Raw genomic sequence first — 16,268 nt, 5'->3', positions numbered from 1 at the left:
GCGCTCTGGTCTGTCGCTTCAGACGAAGCGGTTGACCAGGGCCTCCAGCTGTTCCTGACGGCCAGAAACTGGCTGCGGATTAAGCGCCTTGGCCTCGGCCTGATCGGCGATGGCGTCCAGCGTCGCGCCCTTGGCCAGATAGCCCTGCGCCTCGGGACTGTCCCAACCCGCGTAGCGCGCGCGGCGCTTCATCTCCAGACTGTCACTCTCCAGCATGGCGGCGGCTGCACGCAGGCCGCGGGCGCAGACATCCATCGCCCCCACATGGGCGGCAATCAGATCCTCGGCATCCAGGGACTGGCGGCGCAGCTTGGCGTCGAAATTGGTGCCGCCGCTGCCAAAGCCGCAGCCGCGCAGGATTTCGTAATAGGCCAGCGCCACCTCTGGCACGTTGTTGGGGAACTGATCGGTGTCCCAGCCGGACTGGTAGTCGTTGCGGTTCATGTCGATGGACCCAAAGATCCCCAACGCATTGGCCATGGCGATTTCATGTTCAAAACTGTGACCCGCGAGGATGGCATGGCCCTGTTCGATATTGACCTTCACCTCGTCCTCAAGGCCAAAGCGTTTGAGAAAGCCGTAAACGGTGGCGACGTCATAGTCATACTGGTGCTTGGTCGGCTCCTGCGGTTTGGGTTCGATCAGGATCGCGCCTTGAAAGCCGATCTTGTGTTTGTAGTCGACCACCATAGACAGGAAACGGCCCATCTGCTCCAGCTCGCGCGACAGATCGGTGTTGAGCAGCGTTTCATAGCCCTCGCGCCCGCCCCAAAGGACATAGTTCTCGCCCTCCAGACGGTGGGTCAGATCCATACAGGCCCGCACGGTAGAGGCGCAGTAGGCAAAGACGTCCGGATCGGGATTGGTGCTGGCCCCGGCCATATAGCGGCGGTTGGAAAACATGTTTGCGGTCCCCCACAGAAGTTTCGGGCCACCATCGGCCATCTTCTGTTCCAGCACATCGCCCATGGCGTTCAGCCGGGCATGGCTTTCTGCGAGGCTGTCGCCCTCTGGCCGGATGTCGTGGTCATGGAAACAGTAATAGGGCACGCCAAGGATGCGGAACATGTCAAAGGCGGCATCTGCCTTTTTGCGTGCCAGATCCATCGTGTCGGCCGGGAACCAAGGCCGATCAAACGTCTGCCCGCCAAAGGGATCGTTCCCTTCCCACACGAAATTATGCCAGTAGCACACGGCAAAGCGCAGGTGATCCTCCATCCGCTTGCCCATGACGATTTCGTCGGGGTTGTAGTGGCGATAGGCCAGCCCGTCGCTGTCGGGATCGTAGGAAATCGGCGCGATATGATCGAAGTAACCAGCCATGGTCAGGCCCCTTTGTTTGGCCCGGCCGCAGGCTGCGGGGGCATGTTGTGTTTGAAATGAACCGCCGGAGTGATCTGTCCGGCAGTGGGATCCAGCGCCAGCCCGTCGCTGAGCGCGATCAAGGCAGCGAGCGCCTGTGACAGTTCCTGTGCGGGTTTTTGATCGATCACCGCATCAATCAGCCCGTCAGCGACGGCCTTGCGGGTCGCATTACAGAGTTCGTGGCTCACCACCACGGGGCGCCCGGCGATGTTGTCGCTGCCCCGGTGGTCCAATGCTGCAATCAGGCCCGGAACCCCGGCCCCCAGATTGTATAGTCCGGTAATCCCCGGCTCTGCGGCGAGGGCTGCAGTCAGAAGCTGGTTCAACCGCGTTGGATCATCGCCCGTCTCCAGTGGCGGCAAAACAGCCATCTGATCTGCAACCACCTCGCAGAAGCCCGCGTAGCGTTCGGCGTGGTCGCGGGCCTGCAGGCTGCCCATCACCGGCAGAATGAGGCCGCGCTGGGCGTGGCGGCGATGAGAAAGCAGGATGAGATCTGCCGCCGTGCGCCCTGCGGTGCGGTTATCAATCCCTACATAGCAGTCACGATCGCCCTCTGCGCTGTCTGCCACCAAGGTCACCACCGGGATCGACTGCGCCCGTGCCCGGCCCAAGGCGGCGGATACCTCTGGGTGGTTCACAGCCACCACGCACAGCCCGTCACAGCCCGCCCCCACCGCGCGGTCAATTTCCAGCGCGAGCGCTGTGGGGTCAAAGGGCGGCACGGGCGTGATCGTGATCGCCTGCCGCGCCTTGCGCTGGGCCTCTTCCTGTTCGCTCAGCAACTGGCGCAGCGAGGCAAAAAAGCCCCCCGCCGCATTGGGCAGCAGGACATGGAACCGGTAAAGACGCCTGCGGGACAGGTTGGCTGCGGTTATGTCGCGCTGATAGCCCAGCTTGGCGATTGCCGCCTCTACGCGGGTTTGGGATTTCTTGGCGACCCCACCGCGTTTGTTCAGCACGCGATCAGCTGTGGCATAGCTCACCCCGGCCTCGGCAGCGACATCGTGAAGGGTTGGTTTGCGCATGGCGGGATCCGGCGGTTGCGTCGTTGTGATAATGATAGACGTATATCATTTAATGATAGACGTCCATCATTTCCTGCAAGCGTCGCATTTCATCGCCCCCTGTTCCGAAATCCCGGGCAAATTCTGCCTGCGTGTCGGAACCCGATCTTAACCCTGATGGCGCATCACATGTCACAGTCTTCGCCCAGCCATTGCCATGATCGGCCCGCCCTGATCTGCGCAGAGGAGAGCGGAGAAACTTGCATGTTGCTTCGGGATGGTATACGGCGGCATACAAAATGCGAAGGAGTCGCGTGTCGCCCTTATTTTCAGGGCTTTCGTCTCCGGCGTTTCATCTGAACCATATCAAATTGTAGGGATCGTCATGAGCTTGTACACCGACTACCTAAAAGAGATCGAGGCGCGCAAAGAGCAGGATCTGCACCCCAAGCCCATCGACGATGGCGCACTGGTTGCCGAACTGATCGAGCAGATCAAGGACAGCGACAATGCGCACCGCGAAGACTCCCTTCAGTTCTTCATCTACAACACCCTGCCCGGCACCACCAGCGCGGCCGGCGTCAAGGCGGCCTTTCTCAAGGAGATCATCCTGGGCCAGGCAGTGGTTGCGGAAATCACCCCTGATTTTGCCTTTGAGCTGCTGTCGCACATGAAAGGCGGCCCTTCGGTTGAGGTGCTTTTGGATCTGGCGCTGGGTGAAGACGCGAAAATTGCTGCGCAGGCCGGTGAAGTGCTGAAAACGCAGGTATTCCTGTATGACGCGGATCTGGAGCGTCTGGCGGATGCGTTCAAGGCAGGCAATGCTGTCGCCAAGGACATCCTCGAAAGCTACTCTGACGCCGAGTTCTTTACCAAACTGCCGGAGATCGACGAGGAAATCGAAGTCGTCACCTATATCGCGGCCGAAGGCGACATCTCGACCGACCTGCTGTCTCCGGGCAACCAGGCGCACTCTCGTGCGGACCGTGAACTGCACGGCAAATGCATGATCACCCCGGAAGCGCAGGAAGAGATCAACGCGCTGAAGCTGCAGCATCCGACCAAGCAGGTCATGCTGATTGCGGAAAAAGGCACCATGGGCGTTGGCTCGTCGCGGATGTCGGGCGTGAACAACGTGGCGCTGTGGACCGGCAAACAGGCATCGCCCTATGTTCCCTTTGTGAACTACGCCCCGATCGTGGCAGGCACCAACGGCATCTCGCCGATCTTTCTGACCACCGTGGGCGTGACCGGCGGCATCGGCATCGACCTGAAAAACTGGGTCAAAAAGGTCGACGCGGACGGCAAGGCGATCCTCAACAACGACGGCAACCCGATCCTGGAACAGAAATATTCTGTTGCGACCGGCACCGTTTTGAAGATCAACACCAAGGAAAAGAAACTCTACAGTGCGGACGGCGAAGAGCTGGTCGGGCTTGAGAGCTCCTTTACCCCGCAGAAGCTGGAATTCATCAAGGCTGGCGGCTCTTATGCCATCGTCTTTGGCAAGAAACTGCAGACATTTGCCTGCGAAACCCTTGGCGTGCCGCTGAAATCCGCATTTGCCCCCTCCAAGGAGATCCACAACGACGGTCAGGGCCTGACCGCTGTTGAAAAGATCTTCAACCGCAATGCGGTGGGTGTGAAATCCGACAAGCCGCTGCACGCAGGCTCTGACGTGCGCGTCAAAGTGAACATCGTCGGCTCGCAGGACACCACCGGCCTGATGACCATGCAGGAACTCGAAGCGATGGCGGCAACCGTTGTCTCGCCCATCGTGGATGGTGCCTATCAGTCGGGCTGTCACACTGCATCGGTCTGGGATCTGAAAGCGCAGGCCAACACGCCGCGCCTGATGAAGTTCATGAACGACTTTGGTCTGGTGACCGGTCGCGACCCCAAAGGTGTCTATCACCCGATGACTGACGTCATTCACAAGGTTCTGAACGACCTGACAGTGGATGACCGCGCGATCATCATCGGCGGCGACAGCCACACCCGCATGTCCAAAGGCGTGGCCTTTGGCGCCGACTCCGGCACCGTGGCGCTGGCCCTGGCAACCGGTGAGGCCTCCATGCCGATCCCGGAATCTGTCAAAGTGACCTTCAAAGGTCAGATGGCCGATCACATGGATTTCCGCGATGTCGTGCACGCAACCCAGGCGCAGATGCTGGAACAGCACGGTGACAACGTGTTCCAGGGCCGCGTGATCGAGGTGCATATCGGCACGCTGCTGGCTGACCAGGCGTTCACCTTCACCGACTGGACCGCGGAAATGAAGGCCAAGGCCTCTGTCTGTATCTCCAACGACGACACGCTGATCGGCTCTCTGGAACTGGCGAAATCGCGCATCCAGATCATGATCGACAAGGGCATGGAGCATGAAAACGGCACCCTTGGCCGTCTTCTGGAGATCGCAGACAAGCGCATTGCCGAGATCAAGTCTGGTGACGTTCCGGCCCTGACCCCGGATGACAACGCCAAGTATTTCGCCGAAGTCGTGGTTGATCTGGATGCCATCAACGAACCGATGATTGCGGACCCCGACGTTCACAACCCGGACGTCTCCAAGCGCTACACCCACGATACAATCCGCCCGATTTCCTACTACAAGGCGGAGAAGAAGGTGGATCTGGGCTTTGTTGGCTCCTGCATGGTGCACAAGGGCGACATCAAGATCGTGGCTCAGATGCTGCGCAACCTGGAAGCGGCCAATGGCTCTGTCGAGTTCAAGGCACCGCTGGTTGTGACCGCGCCGACCTACAACATCATTGATGAGCTGAAGGAAGAAGGCGACTGGGCGATCCTGCAGAAATACTCGGGCTTTGAGTTCGACGATGCGGCGCCAAAGACCAGCGCACGGACAGAGTATGACAACATCCTCTATCTGGAGCGTCCGGGCTGTAACCTTTGCATGGGCAACCAGGAAAAGGCCGCTAAGGGCGACACCGTTCTGGCAACCTCGACCCGCCTGTTCCAAGGCCGCGTTGTGGCGGACCTGCCCGAGAAGAAGGGCGAGTCGCTGCTGGGTTCGACCCCGGTTGTTGTCCTCTCCGCGATCCTGGGCCGCACGCCCACGCTGGAAGAGTACAAGACCGCCGTTGAAGGCATCGACCTGACCAAATTTGCACCGCCGGTCGAAAAACCTGCGGGCAGCCGTTCGGTCCATTTCTAAGCTGCGCCCTCCCCGCCTGCGGGGAGCGGACAAAAAATCAGGGCGTCGACATCTGTCGGCGCCCTTTTTTGATTCTGCCTTGATTCTGCGCCGGTTGATTCTTGGATCTTTTTCGCTGAGGCTGCGATGGGCGGAATCGGGGGGCAAACCAGATGATACCGGATGATTCTGCGGGCGCCCCGCCTCGCGATTCCCCGTTGCGCGAGAGCAGGCTTGGCGCGGGTCTGGTTGCCCCCGACACGGACACCACGCCACATGCTGAAATCGGACAATTGAGGCGGTGACAGCGCCAACGCCAAATGGCGCGCAGAGAGCCCCCGTGAGGGGTGAAAACCAACTGCGCCGCACACCATCAACAAGCGGCAAAACAGCCCTGTGGCGCGCGCCTGAAGCGGCCTGCGGGCATAGGATGGATATCATGGGGTGAAAAACGCCAAACCCCGACATCATGTTTGAAATCAAACGCTTACGCGAAGATCTTCAAGCGATACGGCGCTGCCGTTGTCGCGAAACATGATGCCATTTGGGGGTTATGGCGGAGAGACAGGGATTCGAACCCTGGAGACGGTTTCCCGCCTACACACTTTCCAGGCGTGCGCCTTCGACCACTCGGCCACCTCTCCGTTGGGCGGACTTTTGACGGATCACGGGGGGGATTGCAAGAGCGAAAACAGCAAAAAATTCACTTTCCTGCAAAGAACTTGTTACGCGACCAAATGGATGTAGACGCGACGGTTCTGTTTCCCCTTTTTTTCAACCTTTCCAAGGCGGATAGCCCCGATTTCGCCGGTCCGGTTGACGTGGGTTCCCCCGCAGGGTTGTAGGTCGATCTGATCGGATTGGGTTCCGATGCGAACAAGGCGGATGCGGCCGCTGCCACGGGGTGGTGAAACCGACATGGTTTTCACCAGATCGGGCTGGGCATCCAGCTCTGCGTCGGTGATCCAGCGCTCTGTTACCTCCAGATCGCGGGCAATCAGCGCATTGAGCGCATCTTCGAGCGCCTGCTTGTCTTCGGGCGCCTCTGGCATGTTGAAATCCAGCCGGCCCTTCTCGGCCCCGATCGCACCGCCAGAGACCGGCAACGGCAGGACAACGGACAACAGATGCAATGCTGTGTGGATGCGCATGTGGCCCATGCGACGGTCCCAGTCGAGGCTCTGGCTGACGGCAGCGCCCACAGGTGGCAGGGCCGCGTCTGGCTCGGGGATCAGGACAATCTCACCTGCCTCGCCCTTGACCGTGTTGATGATGCTCAGATGACCGCCATCCCAGCTTAGCGCGCCGGTGTCGCCGGGCTGACCACCCCCAGTTGGATAAAAGACGGACTGGTTCAGAACCAGCCCGCCTTCTTCGGTGTGAGAGATGACCTGACCTGCCGCTGTGCGCAGGTAGGCATCTTGTTGGAACAAGGGATCAGTCATCACCGTCGTCTCCGTCGTCTTTTGTCGTGCTGTCGCTGTCATCGCGCTGTGTCAGATCGTCCAGATCCGGCTTTGGCGGTTTCGAGCTGCCACCGGACCATGCGGAGCCGGATTTGCCGCTGGATGCGCCCTGCCCCGCGGCTGGCGCCTGGCCTGCGGCCTGGGCCAGCGTTTCGGGGTTGCGGATCCAGATGTCGCGTTGTGCAAACGGGATCTCGATCCCCGCCTCTTCAAAGCGGCGGGCGATGTCATAGTTCATGTCGGATTTCACCGACAGAACCCAGTTCACATCACGCAGGATGGCGCGGATTTCGAAATCAAGGCTATCGGCGCCAAAGCCCTGGAACACCACCGAAGGTGCCGGGTTCATCAGCACCATCGGATGGGACTTTGCGACCTCGATCAAAATCGCCTCGACCTTGCGGGGGTCTGTGCCATAGGCAACCCCAACCGGCACGATCACCCGGCCCACGGTGTTGCCACGGGTGTAGTTCGTGACGGTTCCGGTAATCAGGTCCGAGTTCGGCACAATCACGTCGGTGCGGTCAAAGGTCTCGATGCGGGTGGAGCGCACGGAGATATCGCGCACGTAGCCCATGAGCCCCCCGACTTCGATCCAGTCGCCCTTGGACACCGGACGTTCCACCAACAGGATGATGCCGGAGACAAAGTTCGACACGATGGTCTGCAGGCCAAAACCGATGCCAACCGACAGCGCACCAGCAACAATGGCGAGCGATGACAGATCAAGCCCGGCCATCGAAATGGCGATCAGCGCTGCGAGGAAGATCCCCACATAGCCCATCCCCGACACGATGGCATTCTGGCCGCCAAGGTCGATGCGTGTCTTGGGCAGGAGCGTGTTGCGCAGGCTGCCCTGTACCATGCGTGTGACGGCATAGCCGATGGCAAAAACCGCAACAAAGGTGATGAAGGCCGTCGGAGAGATATTGGTATCCCCGATCTGGAACCCCTTGAGGAAGTTCGACCACAGCTCTGTCAGGTCCGCGACCCGCGCGCCCCAGATGAGCGCCAGCACCGGCAACGCCAAAAGCGCCAGCGCAAAACCGATCAGGGCGCTGAACAGTGTGTCACTTGCTGCTGCTCCCTTGCCGGTGACAAACCCGTAGAGGTCAGAGAAGAACCGCTGCAACACGAACAGCCCGGCCAGCACAGCCAGCGTCAGCATGGCCGGGTAGATCAGCGCCTCGGCCGCGTTCATATACCCAAGAGCCGCAAGCACCGGTGCCGCAAAGCCAAGGAGATAGGTGGCCCGCCGGATCACCGAAATCACCCGGTTGGCGCCGGCTGCAATGGCGCTCTCGTCGCCCTCTTCGCTCTGGGCCTCTTGCGCCTGTCGCTGCTTGCTGCCGATGCGGTTCAGCCGCAGCAGGATCAGCGCCGCGGCGACGATCAGCGGAAAGCTGAAGACCGCGATGCTGCTCTCGGTGATGTTCTGGATGCCCTCCAGCGTTGCCAAGGCGTCCTGCACGACAAGGACCACCGCCATCGCCCAGATCAGGAACCGGGTTTCCGACTGGTACCGATCGTCGATCGGGAACAGGTCGTTTTCAATGCGCGCCGCATAGAGCCGCTCGCCCATCCAGTGGAAGGACAGGATGATAAAGGCCCAGGCGGGCATCGCGTCGAGGAAAATACTGCCCCGCACCCCCAGAATGCCCGACAGATCAATGGCAGCGGCGAGGATGATGATGCCAACCAGCGGCAAGAACACCTGTAGGAGCGAGACCACGAAGGTCCAGACCCCAGTGCCCTTTGCCCCGTAGCCACGCAGAAAATCACCGGCCCGGTGGGCCCAGGGGCGCCCCCGCAGGATCAGCAGCACGGCGAGGATCAGCAGCGCCAGAATACCGACGAGATCGCCACGAATGCGCTCCCCCGTCGTATCACTGCGCAGCTGTGACACGGTTTCATTGCCGATCGACCGGATCGCCACCCCCATGTCGCGCAGCGCCTGCTGCCAGTGTTCGGGGTTCAGCGGGGATGGCCCGCGCTCCAACAGCCGTCTGGTCAGCCGGTCCCGAACGATCTTGTCGATTTCGTTGATCAGGCCGTCGGCGCGGCTGTAGGCCTCTTCGGCGACGATGCGGGGCACGCGCAGCTGGTTGAGCTGCTTGGTCAGAGCCTCGCGCAGCAGCGCGATATCTTCCGGCTCGCTCTCGCCTTCGGCGGGGGCCGGTCCAAGGGCATCAAGCTGGCCCTGCAATGTCTGAATGCGGTCACCGTTTTCGCTGCGCTTGGTCTGGAAGGTCTGCCGGTAGTCGGTCAGATCCTTGCGCAGCTGTTCCAGCGCGATGTTGGAGGCGCGGCTGGTGTCGATGACATCCTCGGCGCGTTCTGCGGTCCGCAACCAGCTATCGTAGTAGCTGCGCGCCTGTTCAGAGGTCTGGGCCGAGAGTGGGAAAGCGAGGCCAATCACCAGGATCAGCCCCGCCATCATGTTGAAAAACAGATTTTTTAAAGGTGTCATACGTCCTCGAATACACCGGGAATTGAAGCCGGTGTATGGGTCATCCAATCAGGCACCGGCAGATTTTTCTCGCGCAGGAAGTCCGGGTTGAAGAGCTTGGACTGATAGCGGGTGCCATAGTCACACAGCACCGTCACGATCGTTTTGCCCGGCCCAAGATCCTTTGCCATGCGCACCGCACCTGCGATGTTGATCGCAGAGGAGCCGCCCAGCACCAGACCTTCTTCGTGCAGCAGATCAAACACATAGGGCAGCGCATCCTCGTCGGCCACCTGATAGGCAAAATCAGGCTTAAATCCGTCAAGATTTTTGGTGATGCGCACCTGACCGATGCCCTCGGCGATGGAGCCACCTTCAGAGGCGAGCTCGCCCGTGGTGTAGTAGGAATAAAGCGCAGCCCCCATCGGATCTGCCAGACCAATCTTTACACCCTTAGGCTGGAGCGCCTCGGCCACACCCGCCAAGGTGCCGCCAGAACCAACCGCACAGACAAAGCCATCAACCTTGCCGTCGGTCTGTTCCCAGATCTCGGGGCCGGTGGTTTCGACGTGGGCCTGACGGTTCGCCACGTTGTCAAACTGGTTGGCCCAGATCGCGCCGTTGGGTTCGGTCTTGGCCAGTTCCTTGGCCAGACGTTCCGAATAGCGCACAAAGTTGTTGGGGTTGCGATAGGGCGCCGCAGGCACCTGCACCAGCTGTGCCCCGGCCAGACGCAGCATGTCCTTTTTTTCTTCGGACTGGGTTTCGGGGATCACGATCACGGTCTTGAAGCCCATCGAGGCACCGACCAGCGCAAGGCCGATCCCGGTGTTGCCTGCCGTCCCCTCAACGATGGTTCCGCCGGGTTTCAGATCACCGCGGGCGATGGCATCCTTGATGATGTAGAGCGCGGCGCGGTCCTTGACCGATTGGCCGGGGTTCATGAACTCGGCTTTTCCCAGAATCTCGCATCCGGTTTCATCGCTGACGCGGTTCAGACGGATCAGAGGCGTGTGGCCGATCGCATCGGCCAGATCATGTGCAATGCGCATGGTATCCCTTTCGATCATTCCCTTGAGGTGTAGCCAAGGGGCAGTTGGACCACAAGCCGTCAGTCCGGCTTGCAGGTCGTGTTACATGGTCTGCGCGCGGCGCAGGCGGTCGCGGTGACGGGCAAGCCAGAGCGCCGCCGTGACCAATGGCATGTCCTGATAGATCTGGGCGTCGATGCCCTCCATCAGAGCGTCAAAACTCAGGATCTGGCTGCGAATGTCCTCGTTTTCGCTATCAAGGCCACCGCCCTCTCCGACGGTGTCCAGATCGCAGATCCCCACGAAGATATGCAGGAATTCGCCCGATGCTCCGCTTGACGGATAGGCCCGTGTAACCGTCTCCAGCGACGTGAGAGACAGGCCCGCCTCCTCCTGCGCCTCGCGGTGGGCGGCCTGCTCTGCGGTTTCGCCCGGATCAATCAGCCCCGCAACCGGCTCCCACATCCAAGGGGTCCGACAGCCCGCGATATAGGTCGCCGCGCGGAACTGTTCGATCAGCAAAACAGCATCGCGGCGCGGATCATAGGGCAGAACGACAGAGGCCTGCCCCACCAGCGCCGCCCCACGGTTGACCACCGGGCTGAGGCTGCCATCGTAGCGACGGAATTGCAGATCCATCTCTTCCATCGCGAAGAAATTCACATAGGCGCGTTTATGGGCATGGACCACGACATCACGGCTCAGGTCGTGGTCTGGATCAGCCGGTCGGTCCTGCGCAGCAAGCCAGGCCGCTGCCCGGATACGGATCGGGCGGAACCGCTCGGCCACCTCGGCGGCGGTCAGCCGTCCACGATAGGCCATGACCTCTTCGGCGGCGCGCAGCGACAGGGCGCCCCATTTGTCTTGCCACTGCTCCAGATCCCAGACATCGCCCGTGTGCCAAAGCCCCGGTTCGGGAAAATAGACATCCGCCGGGCAAACCGTGCCATCCTGCAGCGTCACGTTCATCCGGCGCAGCGTGTAATCAAAACCACCTTCGTAGAAGTTGAGCGCATCCATGTCGTCCTGACTCAGCCCCCGCAGCAGCAGCCCCGGCGCCCTGTGGCCCTCTCGCTCCTCGATGGCCGGAAATGGCTGATCCACAACAGCAAAGGCACCATGTCCGGGCAGATGGGCCTCGCGCACGTCAAGGTCCGGACCGGTGCGGCCCAGGATCAGTTCCAAAAGAGGCACATGGCGCAGCGTGCCATAGACAAAAAGATCAACCAAAATCGCAGTCCCGTTGGAGTTCAAGCCCTCAACGCCAGCGTCTTGCGGCGTTTTCGGTCAACAAAGCCGAGAACACGCCGCCAATCACAAGCGCCAGCCACACATGTGGCACCGCCATGACAAAAAAGAAATCCAGAGCGATCACAAAAATCGCTGAAAGCGCCTCAAAAGGACCATCGTATCGGTTTCGCATGGCAAGGCGGAACATTTCCCACGCGCCTTGCAGGAACAGACCCCAAAGGACCAGCAAAGCCACGCCAGTCAGGCCATTGTTGATCGCGTTCACCAATCCGTGGCCGGTTTTGCGGCCAACCCAGATCCAACCGACCAGCAAACCAAGCCCTGCATTGAGCGGAACAAAGTAGCCAAAATCGGTTCCCTCTGGCAGCAGAGGCATGATGAGGTAGGAGGCAACAATCGCAACCAGAGCCATAGAGATAGCGGCGATCAAACGGGCGGCAGTGGGCATTGTGTCGGCTTCCGTATCAGCGGTGAGAGATCGTGACCTGCGTCACATCACAAGTGCCCGCCCGAAAGGCCGAGGCGCAAGAGGTTAGATAGAAGTTCCACATTTTTCTAAAGCGATCGTCAAAGCCCATGGCGGCAACTTCGTCCCAACGGTCGTTGAAGGTATGGTGCCACCGCCGCAGCGTCTGGTCATAGCTGTCACCGAATTCCAGTGATTTGACGATCTGCAACCCTGCGTTTTCCACCTGTTCGCGCAGAATCTTTGGCGCAGGCAGCATGCCGCCGGGAAAGATGTGTTTCTGAATGAAATCAACCCCGCGTTTATAGACCTCCCAGCGGTGGTCCCCGACGGTGATGATCTGCAGCGTCGCCCGTGCGCCGGGGCGCAGCCGGTCGCGGATCATCTTGAAATAGGCAGGCCAGTATTTTTCCCCGACCGCCTCGAACATCTCGATCGAGGCAATGCCATCGAACTCTCCCTTGCAGTCGCGGTAGTCCTGCATCCGCAGCTCTACCTGACCTGAAAGGCCTGCCTTATCAATGCGCTCGCGCGCGAACTTCAACTGTTCTTCGCTGATGGTCAGCCCCGTCACCCGCAAGCCGCGTTCGCGCGCCGCATATTCCGCAAAACCGCCCCAGCCACAGCCGACCTCCAGCACGTGATCACCGGGTTTGACGCCCATCTGATCCACCATTGAGGCGTATTTTGCGGTTTGGGCTGCCTCCAGACTTTCCTGGCCGGTTTCAAAGATTGCGCTGGAATAGGTCATCGTGTCGTCAAGCCAGAGCGCGTAGAAATCATTCCCAAGGTCATAGTGATAGGAAATGTTTGCCCGCGCCTGGGTTCGGTGATTGCGCTGCAGCCAGAAACGGAACTGTTCATAGGCCCGGATCAGGGCGCTGCCCGGAAAGCCGTCATAGACCGGTTCATAGCCCAGATGCACCAGATCCATGAAATCCTGCAGATCCGATGTGCTCCACCACCCTTCGAGATACGCATCCGAGAACCCCAGATCCCCCTCGCGGATCAGCCGGGTAAAGCTGTCATCGTTGTGAATGATCAGATCTGCCGCAGGTCCGGGTTCGCGCCCCACAACCCGAAACACCCGCCCATCCGAAAGCTTGATGTCCAGCTGCCCCACCTCCAGCGCCTGCAGCCGCTCAAAGATGGCCGCGAAATAGCGCGGCAGGTTGCTCTGTCCTTCGGTCGTTGTGAGCAGCATGTGGCGCGACCCCCTTTCCCTTCAAATGACAAGATTTGAAAAAGGCTAGGCCAAATCAGGCGTTTCTGGCAAGGGATCTGTCGGAAACGCCGATGGGGTCGGGCTGGCCGCCCTACCCTTTGTCGCGGTTGTGATAAGCCTCCAGAGCGCGCTCGCGCCCGGCCTTAAGATCAAGGATGGGCCGGGGGCGGGCCATATCCGCAGAGAGCTGCCAGGATTTGGGGCAAGCCGTGAAAAAGGCGCGCGCCGTGTCTGGCGGTTTGGGGTTTCCTTCGGCGATCCATTGCGCCTGATAGCGCCCCTTGGGGTCGAATTTGTCCAATTGGCCATCCGGGTTGAAAACCCGAAAAAAAGGCGCGGCGTCCGGCCCGGAGCCTGCCACCCACTGCCAGCCCATCGCATTGGAGGCCGGATCCCAATCCACAAGGCAATGCTCAAACCACTTCTGGCCGATCCGCCAATGGGTGAGCATGTGTTTGGTCAGAAAGCTCGCAACGATCATGCGTGCCCGGTTATGCATCTTGCCGGTCACATACAGCTCACGCATCGCGGCGTCGACAAAGCGGTAGCCAGTGCGCCCCTGTTTCCAGGCCAGCACCTCTGGGGTGTCTTCGTTCTCTGACCACGCAAAGGACTGCCATTCCTCGCGCCAGCTCTTGGTCAGGATATGGGGGGTGTGGAACATGAGGTGATAGGCAAACTCGCGCCAGACCACCTCCTTGAGGAAGGTTTCCGCCCCCGCAGCGCCCTGCGCCATTGCCTCTGCCCCTCGGTGCCACATGCGTTGCGGGCTGATCTCTCCCCAGGCGAGATTTTCCGACAGACCAGATGTGCCATCCACGGCGGGCAGATCGCGCAGATCCTGATAGCGGGCGATGCCGGTTTCGATAAATTCATCCAGCCGGTCCTGCGCCGCCTCTTCCCCGACCCGGCAATGGGCCGCCAGCACAGGCGCGCCCCGGCGCATGGCAGCGGCCAATTTCCATGTGTCCAGCTGGTCGGAGTTTGGCCACTGCTCTGGCGCGGGGATCGTCCCGGGTGCCACCAAGAGACCCGGCACATCACGGCCCCGCACCGCGCGCCAGAACGGGGTATAGACACGGTACATCCCCCCCGTCTTGGTTTCCACAGTCCAGGGTTCAAACAGGAGATTTCCACTGTAAGAATGCGCTGCAACACCTTGGGATTTTAAGGTTTCTTTAATCAGCGTGTCGCGCGCCCGGCTGGCCGGATCATAGGCGCGGGTCCAGTGAACGGCCTGCGCGCCCGTCTCTTTCAGCAGATCCTGCAACACCTGAAGCGCCGAGCCGCGCCGCAGGATCAGCCGACTGCCCAGCCTCTCCAGCCGCTGCGCCAGGTGTTCAAGCCCGAGCCCCAGACGAAACCGTGGGGCAGCGCCGAGATCTTCATCCTGGCTGTCAAAGATGAACACCGGCAGCACCGGCGCGCCGCTGTCGACGGCGGCGGTCAGGGCTGCGTTGTCGGACAGGCGCAAATCGCGCCTGATCCACCAGATCACCGGCGCATTTGCCGGAATTCCATCAGTCATGGAGCGGTCAAGGTCCCTTGTTCACACGTGTTTACAACACGCGATCTAGGGCCTCCATCAACTGTGTCACCTCCTTTTCAGAGGTATAATGTGTGAAACTCAACCGCAGCACACCTTTGTCCGTATCCACACCCATCGCCTTGAGCGCACGTACCGCGTAGAAATCACCGCCGCCTGCCATGATGCCGTGCTGTGACAGCTCGGCTGCGACCTCTGCGCCCGCGCGGTTGAGCGAGAGCGCAACGGTTGGCGCGCGCCTCTGCGCATCCGTTGGACCAAGAAGGCGCACATCGTTGCGGTCCTTCACCATATCCAGAAGCGGTTGCAGCAGCGCGACCTCATGGGCGCGCATGAGATCATGAACAAAGGCGCCCTGCTCTGCGCCTTCGGTCTCTGGCCCGCCGTGATGATGAGCCAGCGCCGAGATGTAATCAGCCATGCCCGCGCTTGCAGCAATCTGCGCGTGGTCGGGTCCGGCTGGGGTAAAGCGTTTGTAGAGAACGTCGGCGTTGAAGTAATGCGCCTGATTGGGCAACAGCGCGCCCAATTCGCGCCGGATCACCATGATGCCCTGATGCGGTCCATAGGTCTTGTAGGCTGAAAACAGATAGATATCCGGACCCAGCTCTCCCACGTTGGGCAGGCCGTGGGGCGCATATGAAACCCCATCCACACAGACAAAAGCCCCGGCAGCATGGGCCAGCGCGGTGATTTCCGTGACCGGGTTCAGCTCTCCCACGACGTTGGAGCAATGCGGAAAACAGACGAGGCGGACGTTTTCATCCAAGAGGGTCTCAAGATCGGCGGTGTCAAGATGACCGGTCTGCGGGTTGATCGCCCATTCGCGGATCTCGATCCCCTCGTCTGCAAGGCGACGCCAGGGGCCGGTGTTGGCTTCGTGGTCCTGATTGGTGACGATGATCGCCTCACCCGGTTTCATGAACTGACGAAACGCCTGCGCCAGAACATAGGTGTTCTGGGTTGTGGAGGGGCCAAAGCTCAGCTCTTCGGTGGCAACCCCCATGATCGCGGCAAGGCGGCTGCGCGCCTCGTCCATTTCGGCGCCCGCCAGTTGGGAGGCGGCATAGGGCGCATAGGGCTGGACCTTGCGTTCGACATAGTAGCGATTGAGCCGGTCGATCACAGGCTGGCAGGTGTAAGAGCCCCCCGCGTTTTCAAAGAAGGCCTGGCCCCGAAGGCTGTCGGCGCGGAATGCCGGGAACTGACTGCGGACAAAGTCGATATCGAGGGCCATGATCACTCCATTCATTTTGCTGAGAAAATCAGTGCAGCCCTTCCCCATGCAGGTCAAGGACTGAGGTGACG

Annotated in this window: 11 protein-coding genes and 1 tRNA gene; 1 reads left to right on the top strand and 11 read right to left on the bottom strand. The window is 60.5% G+C overall.

Going from position 1 to position 16,268, the window contains the following annotated elements; genetic code table 11:
- Positions 1–18: 18 nt before the first annotated feature.
- Both xylA and NIT7645_RS05675 read right to left on the bottom strand, forming a co-directional pair.
- Positions 19–1,323 (bottom strand): xylose isomerase, encoded by a 1,305-nt coding sequence (gene xylA / locus NIT7645_RS05680; protein WP_008560431.1) that lies wholly within the window; start codon positions 1,321–1,323, stop codon positions 19–21.
- A 2-nt stretch (positions 1,324–1,325) separates the two neighbouring features.
- A complete protein-coding gene (locus NIT7645_RS05675) occupies positions 1,326–2,393 on the bottom strand; it encodes a LacI family DNA-binding transcriptional regulator (RefSeq protein ID WP_008559130.1) in 1,068 nt (355 codons plus the stop codon).
- 364 nt (positions 2,394–2,757) lie between these two features.
- On the opposite strand from NIT7645_RS05675, the gene NIT7645_RS05670 reads away from it, so the two are divergent.
- Positions 2,758–5,547 (top strand): bifunctional aconitate hydratase 2/2-methylisocitrate dehydratase, encoded by a 2,790-nt coding sequence (locus tag NIT7645_RS05670; protein WP_008559280.1) that lies wholly within the window; start codon positions 2,758–2,760, stop codon positions 5,545–5,547.
- A gap of 533 nt (positions 5,548–6,080) precedes the next feature.
- Here the strand turns inward: NIT7645_RS05670 and NIT7645_RS05660 are convergent.
- From NIT7645_RS05660 to NIT7645_RS05620, 9 genes are all read right to left on the bottom strand, one after another.
- Positions 6,081–6,170 (bottom strand) — tRNA-Ser (locus NIT7645_RS05660).
- Between the two features lie 81 nt (positions 6,171–6,251).
- Positions 6,252–6,971, bottom strand: coding sequence for an alanyl-tRNA editing protein (locus NIT7645_RS05655; RefSeq protein ID WP_008558977.1), 720 nt, complete (start codon positions 6,969–6,971; stop codon positions 6,252–6,254).
- Positions 6,964–9,462, bottom strand: a complete 2,499-nt coding sequence (locus NIT7645_RS05650) for a DUF3772 domain-containing protein (protein ID WP_008562465.1) — start codon at positions 9,460–9,462, stop codon at positions 6,964–6,966. Before NIT7645_RS05650 ends, NIT7645_RS05655 begins: the two co-directional genes overlap by 8 nt.
- Positions 9,459–10,493, bottom strand: a complete 1,035-nt coding sequence (locus tag NIT7645_RS05645; RefSeq protein ID WP_008561129.1) for a cysteine synthase A — start codon at positions 10,491–10,493, stop codon at positions 9,459–9,461. The genes NIT7645_RS05650 and NIT7645_RS05645 overlap by 4 nt, the downstream gene beginning before the upstream one ends.
- 81 nt (positions 10,494–10,574) lie before the next feature.
- Positions 10,575–11,702 carry an NUDIX domain-containing protein gene (locus tag NIT7645_RS05640; RefSeq protein ID WP_050686454.1) on the bottom strand — a complete coding sequence of 376 codons (1,128 nt, stop codon included), beginning with the start codon at positions 11,700–11,702 and terminating at the stop codon, positions 10,575–10,577.
- 28 nt (positions 11,703–11,730) lie between these two features.
- Positions 11,731–12,171, bottom strand: coding sequence for a TrgA family protein (locus NIT7645_RS05635; protein WP_008560129.1), 441 nt, complete (start codon positions 12,169–12,171; stop codon positions 11,731–11,733).
- A 16-nt stretch (positions 12,172–12,187) separates the two neighbouring features.
- Positions 12,188–13,393, bottom strand: coding sequence for an SAM-dependent methyltransferase (locus NIT7645_RS05630; protein WP_008562372.1), 1,206 nt, complete (start codon positions 13,391–13,393; stop codon positions 12,188–12,190).
- Positions 13,394–13,505: 112 nt separating this feature from the next.
- Positions 13,506–14,942, bottom strand: a complete 1,437-nt coding sequence (locus tag NIT7645_RS05625; protein WP_008561009.1) for a cryptochrome/photolyase family protein — start codon at positions 14,940–14,942, stop codon at positions 13,506–13,508.
- A 31-nt stretch (positions 14,943–14,973) separates the two neighbouring features.
- Complete coding sequence (locus tag NIT7645_RS05620) at positions 14,974–16,197, bottom strand: aminotransferase class V-fold PLP-dependent enzyme (protein WP_008561162.1); 1,224 nt, start codon at positions 16,195–16,197, stop codon at positions 14,974–14,976.
- Between the last annotated feature and the right edge of the window lie 71 nt (positions 16,198–16,268).

Origin of the sequence: Phaeobacter italicus (genome assembly GCF_001258055.1) — a bacterium.
GTDB lineage: Bacteria > Pseudomonadota > Alphaproteobacteria > Rhodobacterales > Rhodobacteraceae > Phaeobacter > Phaeobacter italicus.
Note: the sequence above shows the minus strand (reverse complement) of the source record. Positions and strands in the feature narration are given on the sequence as shown.

Bases quoted from the DNA above. Each gene is read 5' to 3' on its own strand.
- xylA (WP_008560431.1), bottom strand. From the start codon at position 1,323: ATGGCTGGTTACTTCGATCATATCGCGCCGATTTCCTACGATCCCGAC.
- NIT7645_RS05675 (WP_008559130.1), bottom strand. From the start codon at position 2,393: ATGCGCAAACCAACCCTTCACGATGTCGCTGCCGAGGCCGGGGTGAGC.
- NIT7645_RS05670 (WP_008559280.1), top strand. From the start codon at position 2,758: ATGAGCTTGTACACCGACTACCTAAAAGAGATCGAGGCGCGCAAAGAG.
- NIT7645_RS05655 (WP_008558977.1), bottom strand. From the start codon at position 6,971: ATGACTGATCCCTTGTTCCAACAAGATGCCTACCTGCGCACAGCGGCA.
- NIT7645_RS05650 (WP_008562465.1), bottom strand. From the start codon at position 9,462: ATGACACCTTTAAAAAATCTGTTTTTCAACATGATGGCGGGGCTGATC.
- NIT7645_RS05645 (WP_008561129.1), bottom strand. From the start codon at position 10,493: ATGCGCATTGCACATGATCTGGCCGATGCGATCGGCCACACGCCTCTG.
- NIT7645_RS05635 (WP_008560129.1), bottom strand. From the start codon at position 12,171: ATGCCCACTGCCGCCCGTTTGATCGCCGCTATCTCTATGGCTCTGGTT.
- NIT7645_RS05630 (WP_008562372.1), bottom strand. From the start codon at position 13,393: ATGCTGCTCACAACGACCGAAGGACAGAGCAACCTGCCGCGCTATTTC.
- NIT7645_RS05625 (WP_008561009.1), bottom strand. From the start codon at position 14,942: ATGACTGATGGAATTCCGGCAAATGCGCCGGTGATCTGGTGGATCAGG.
- NIT7645_RS05620 (WP_008561162.1), bottom strand. From the start codon at position 16,197: ATGGCCCTCGATATCGACTTTGTCCGCAGTCAGTTCCCGGCATTCCGC.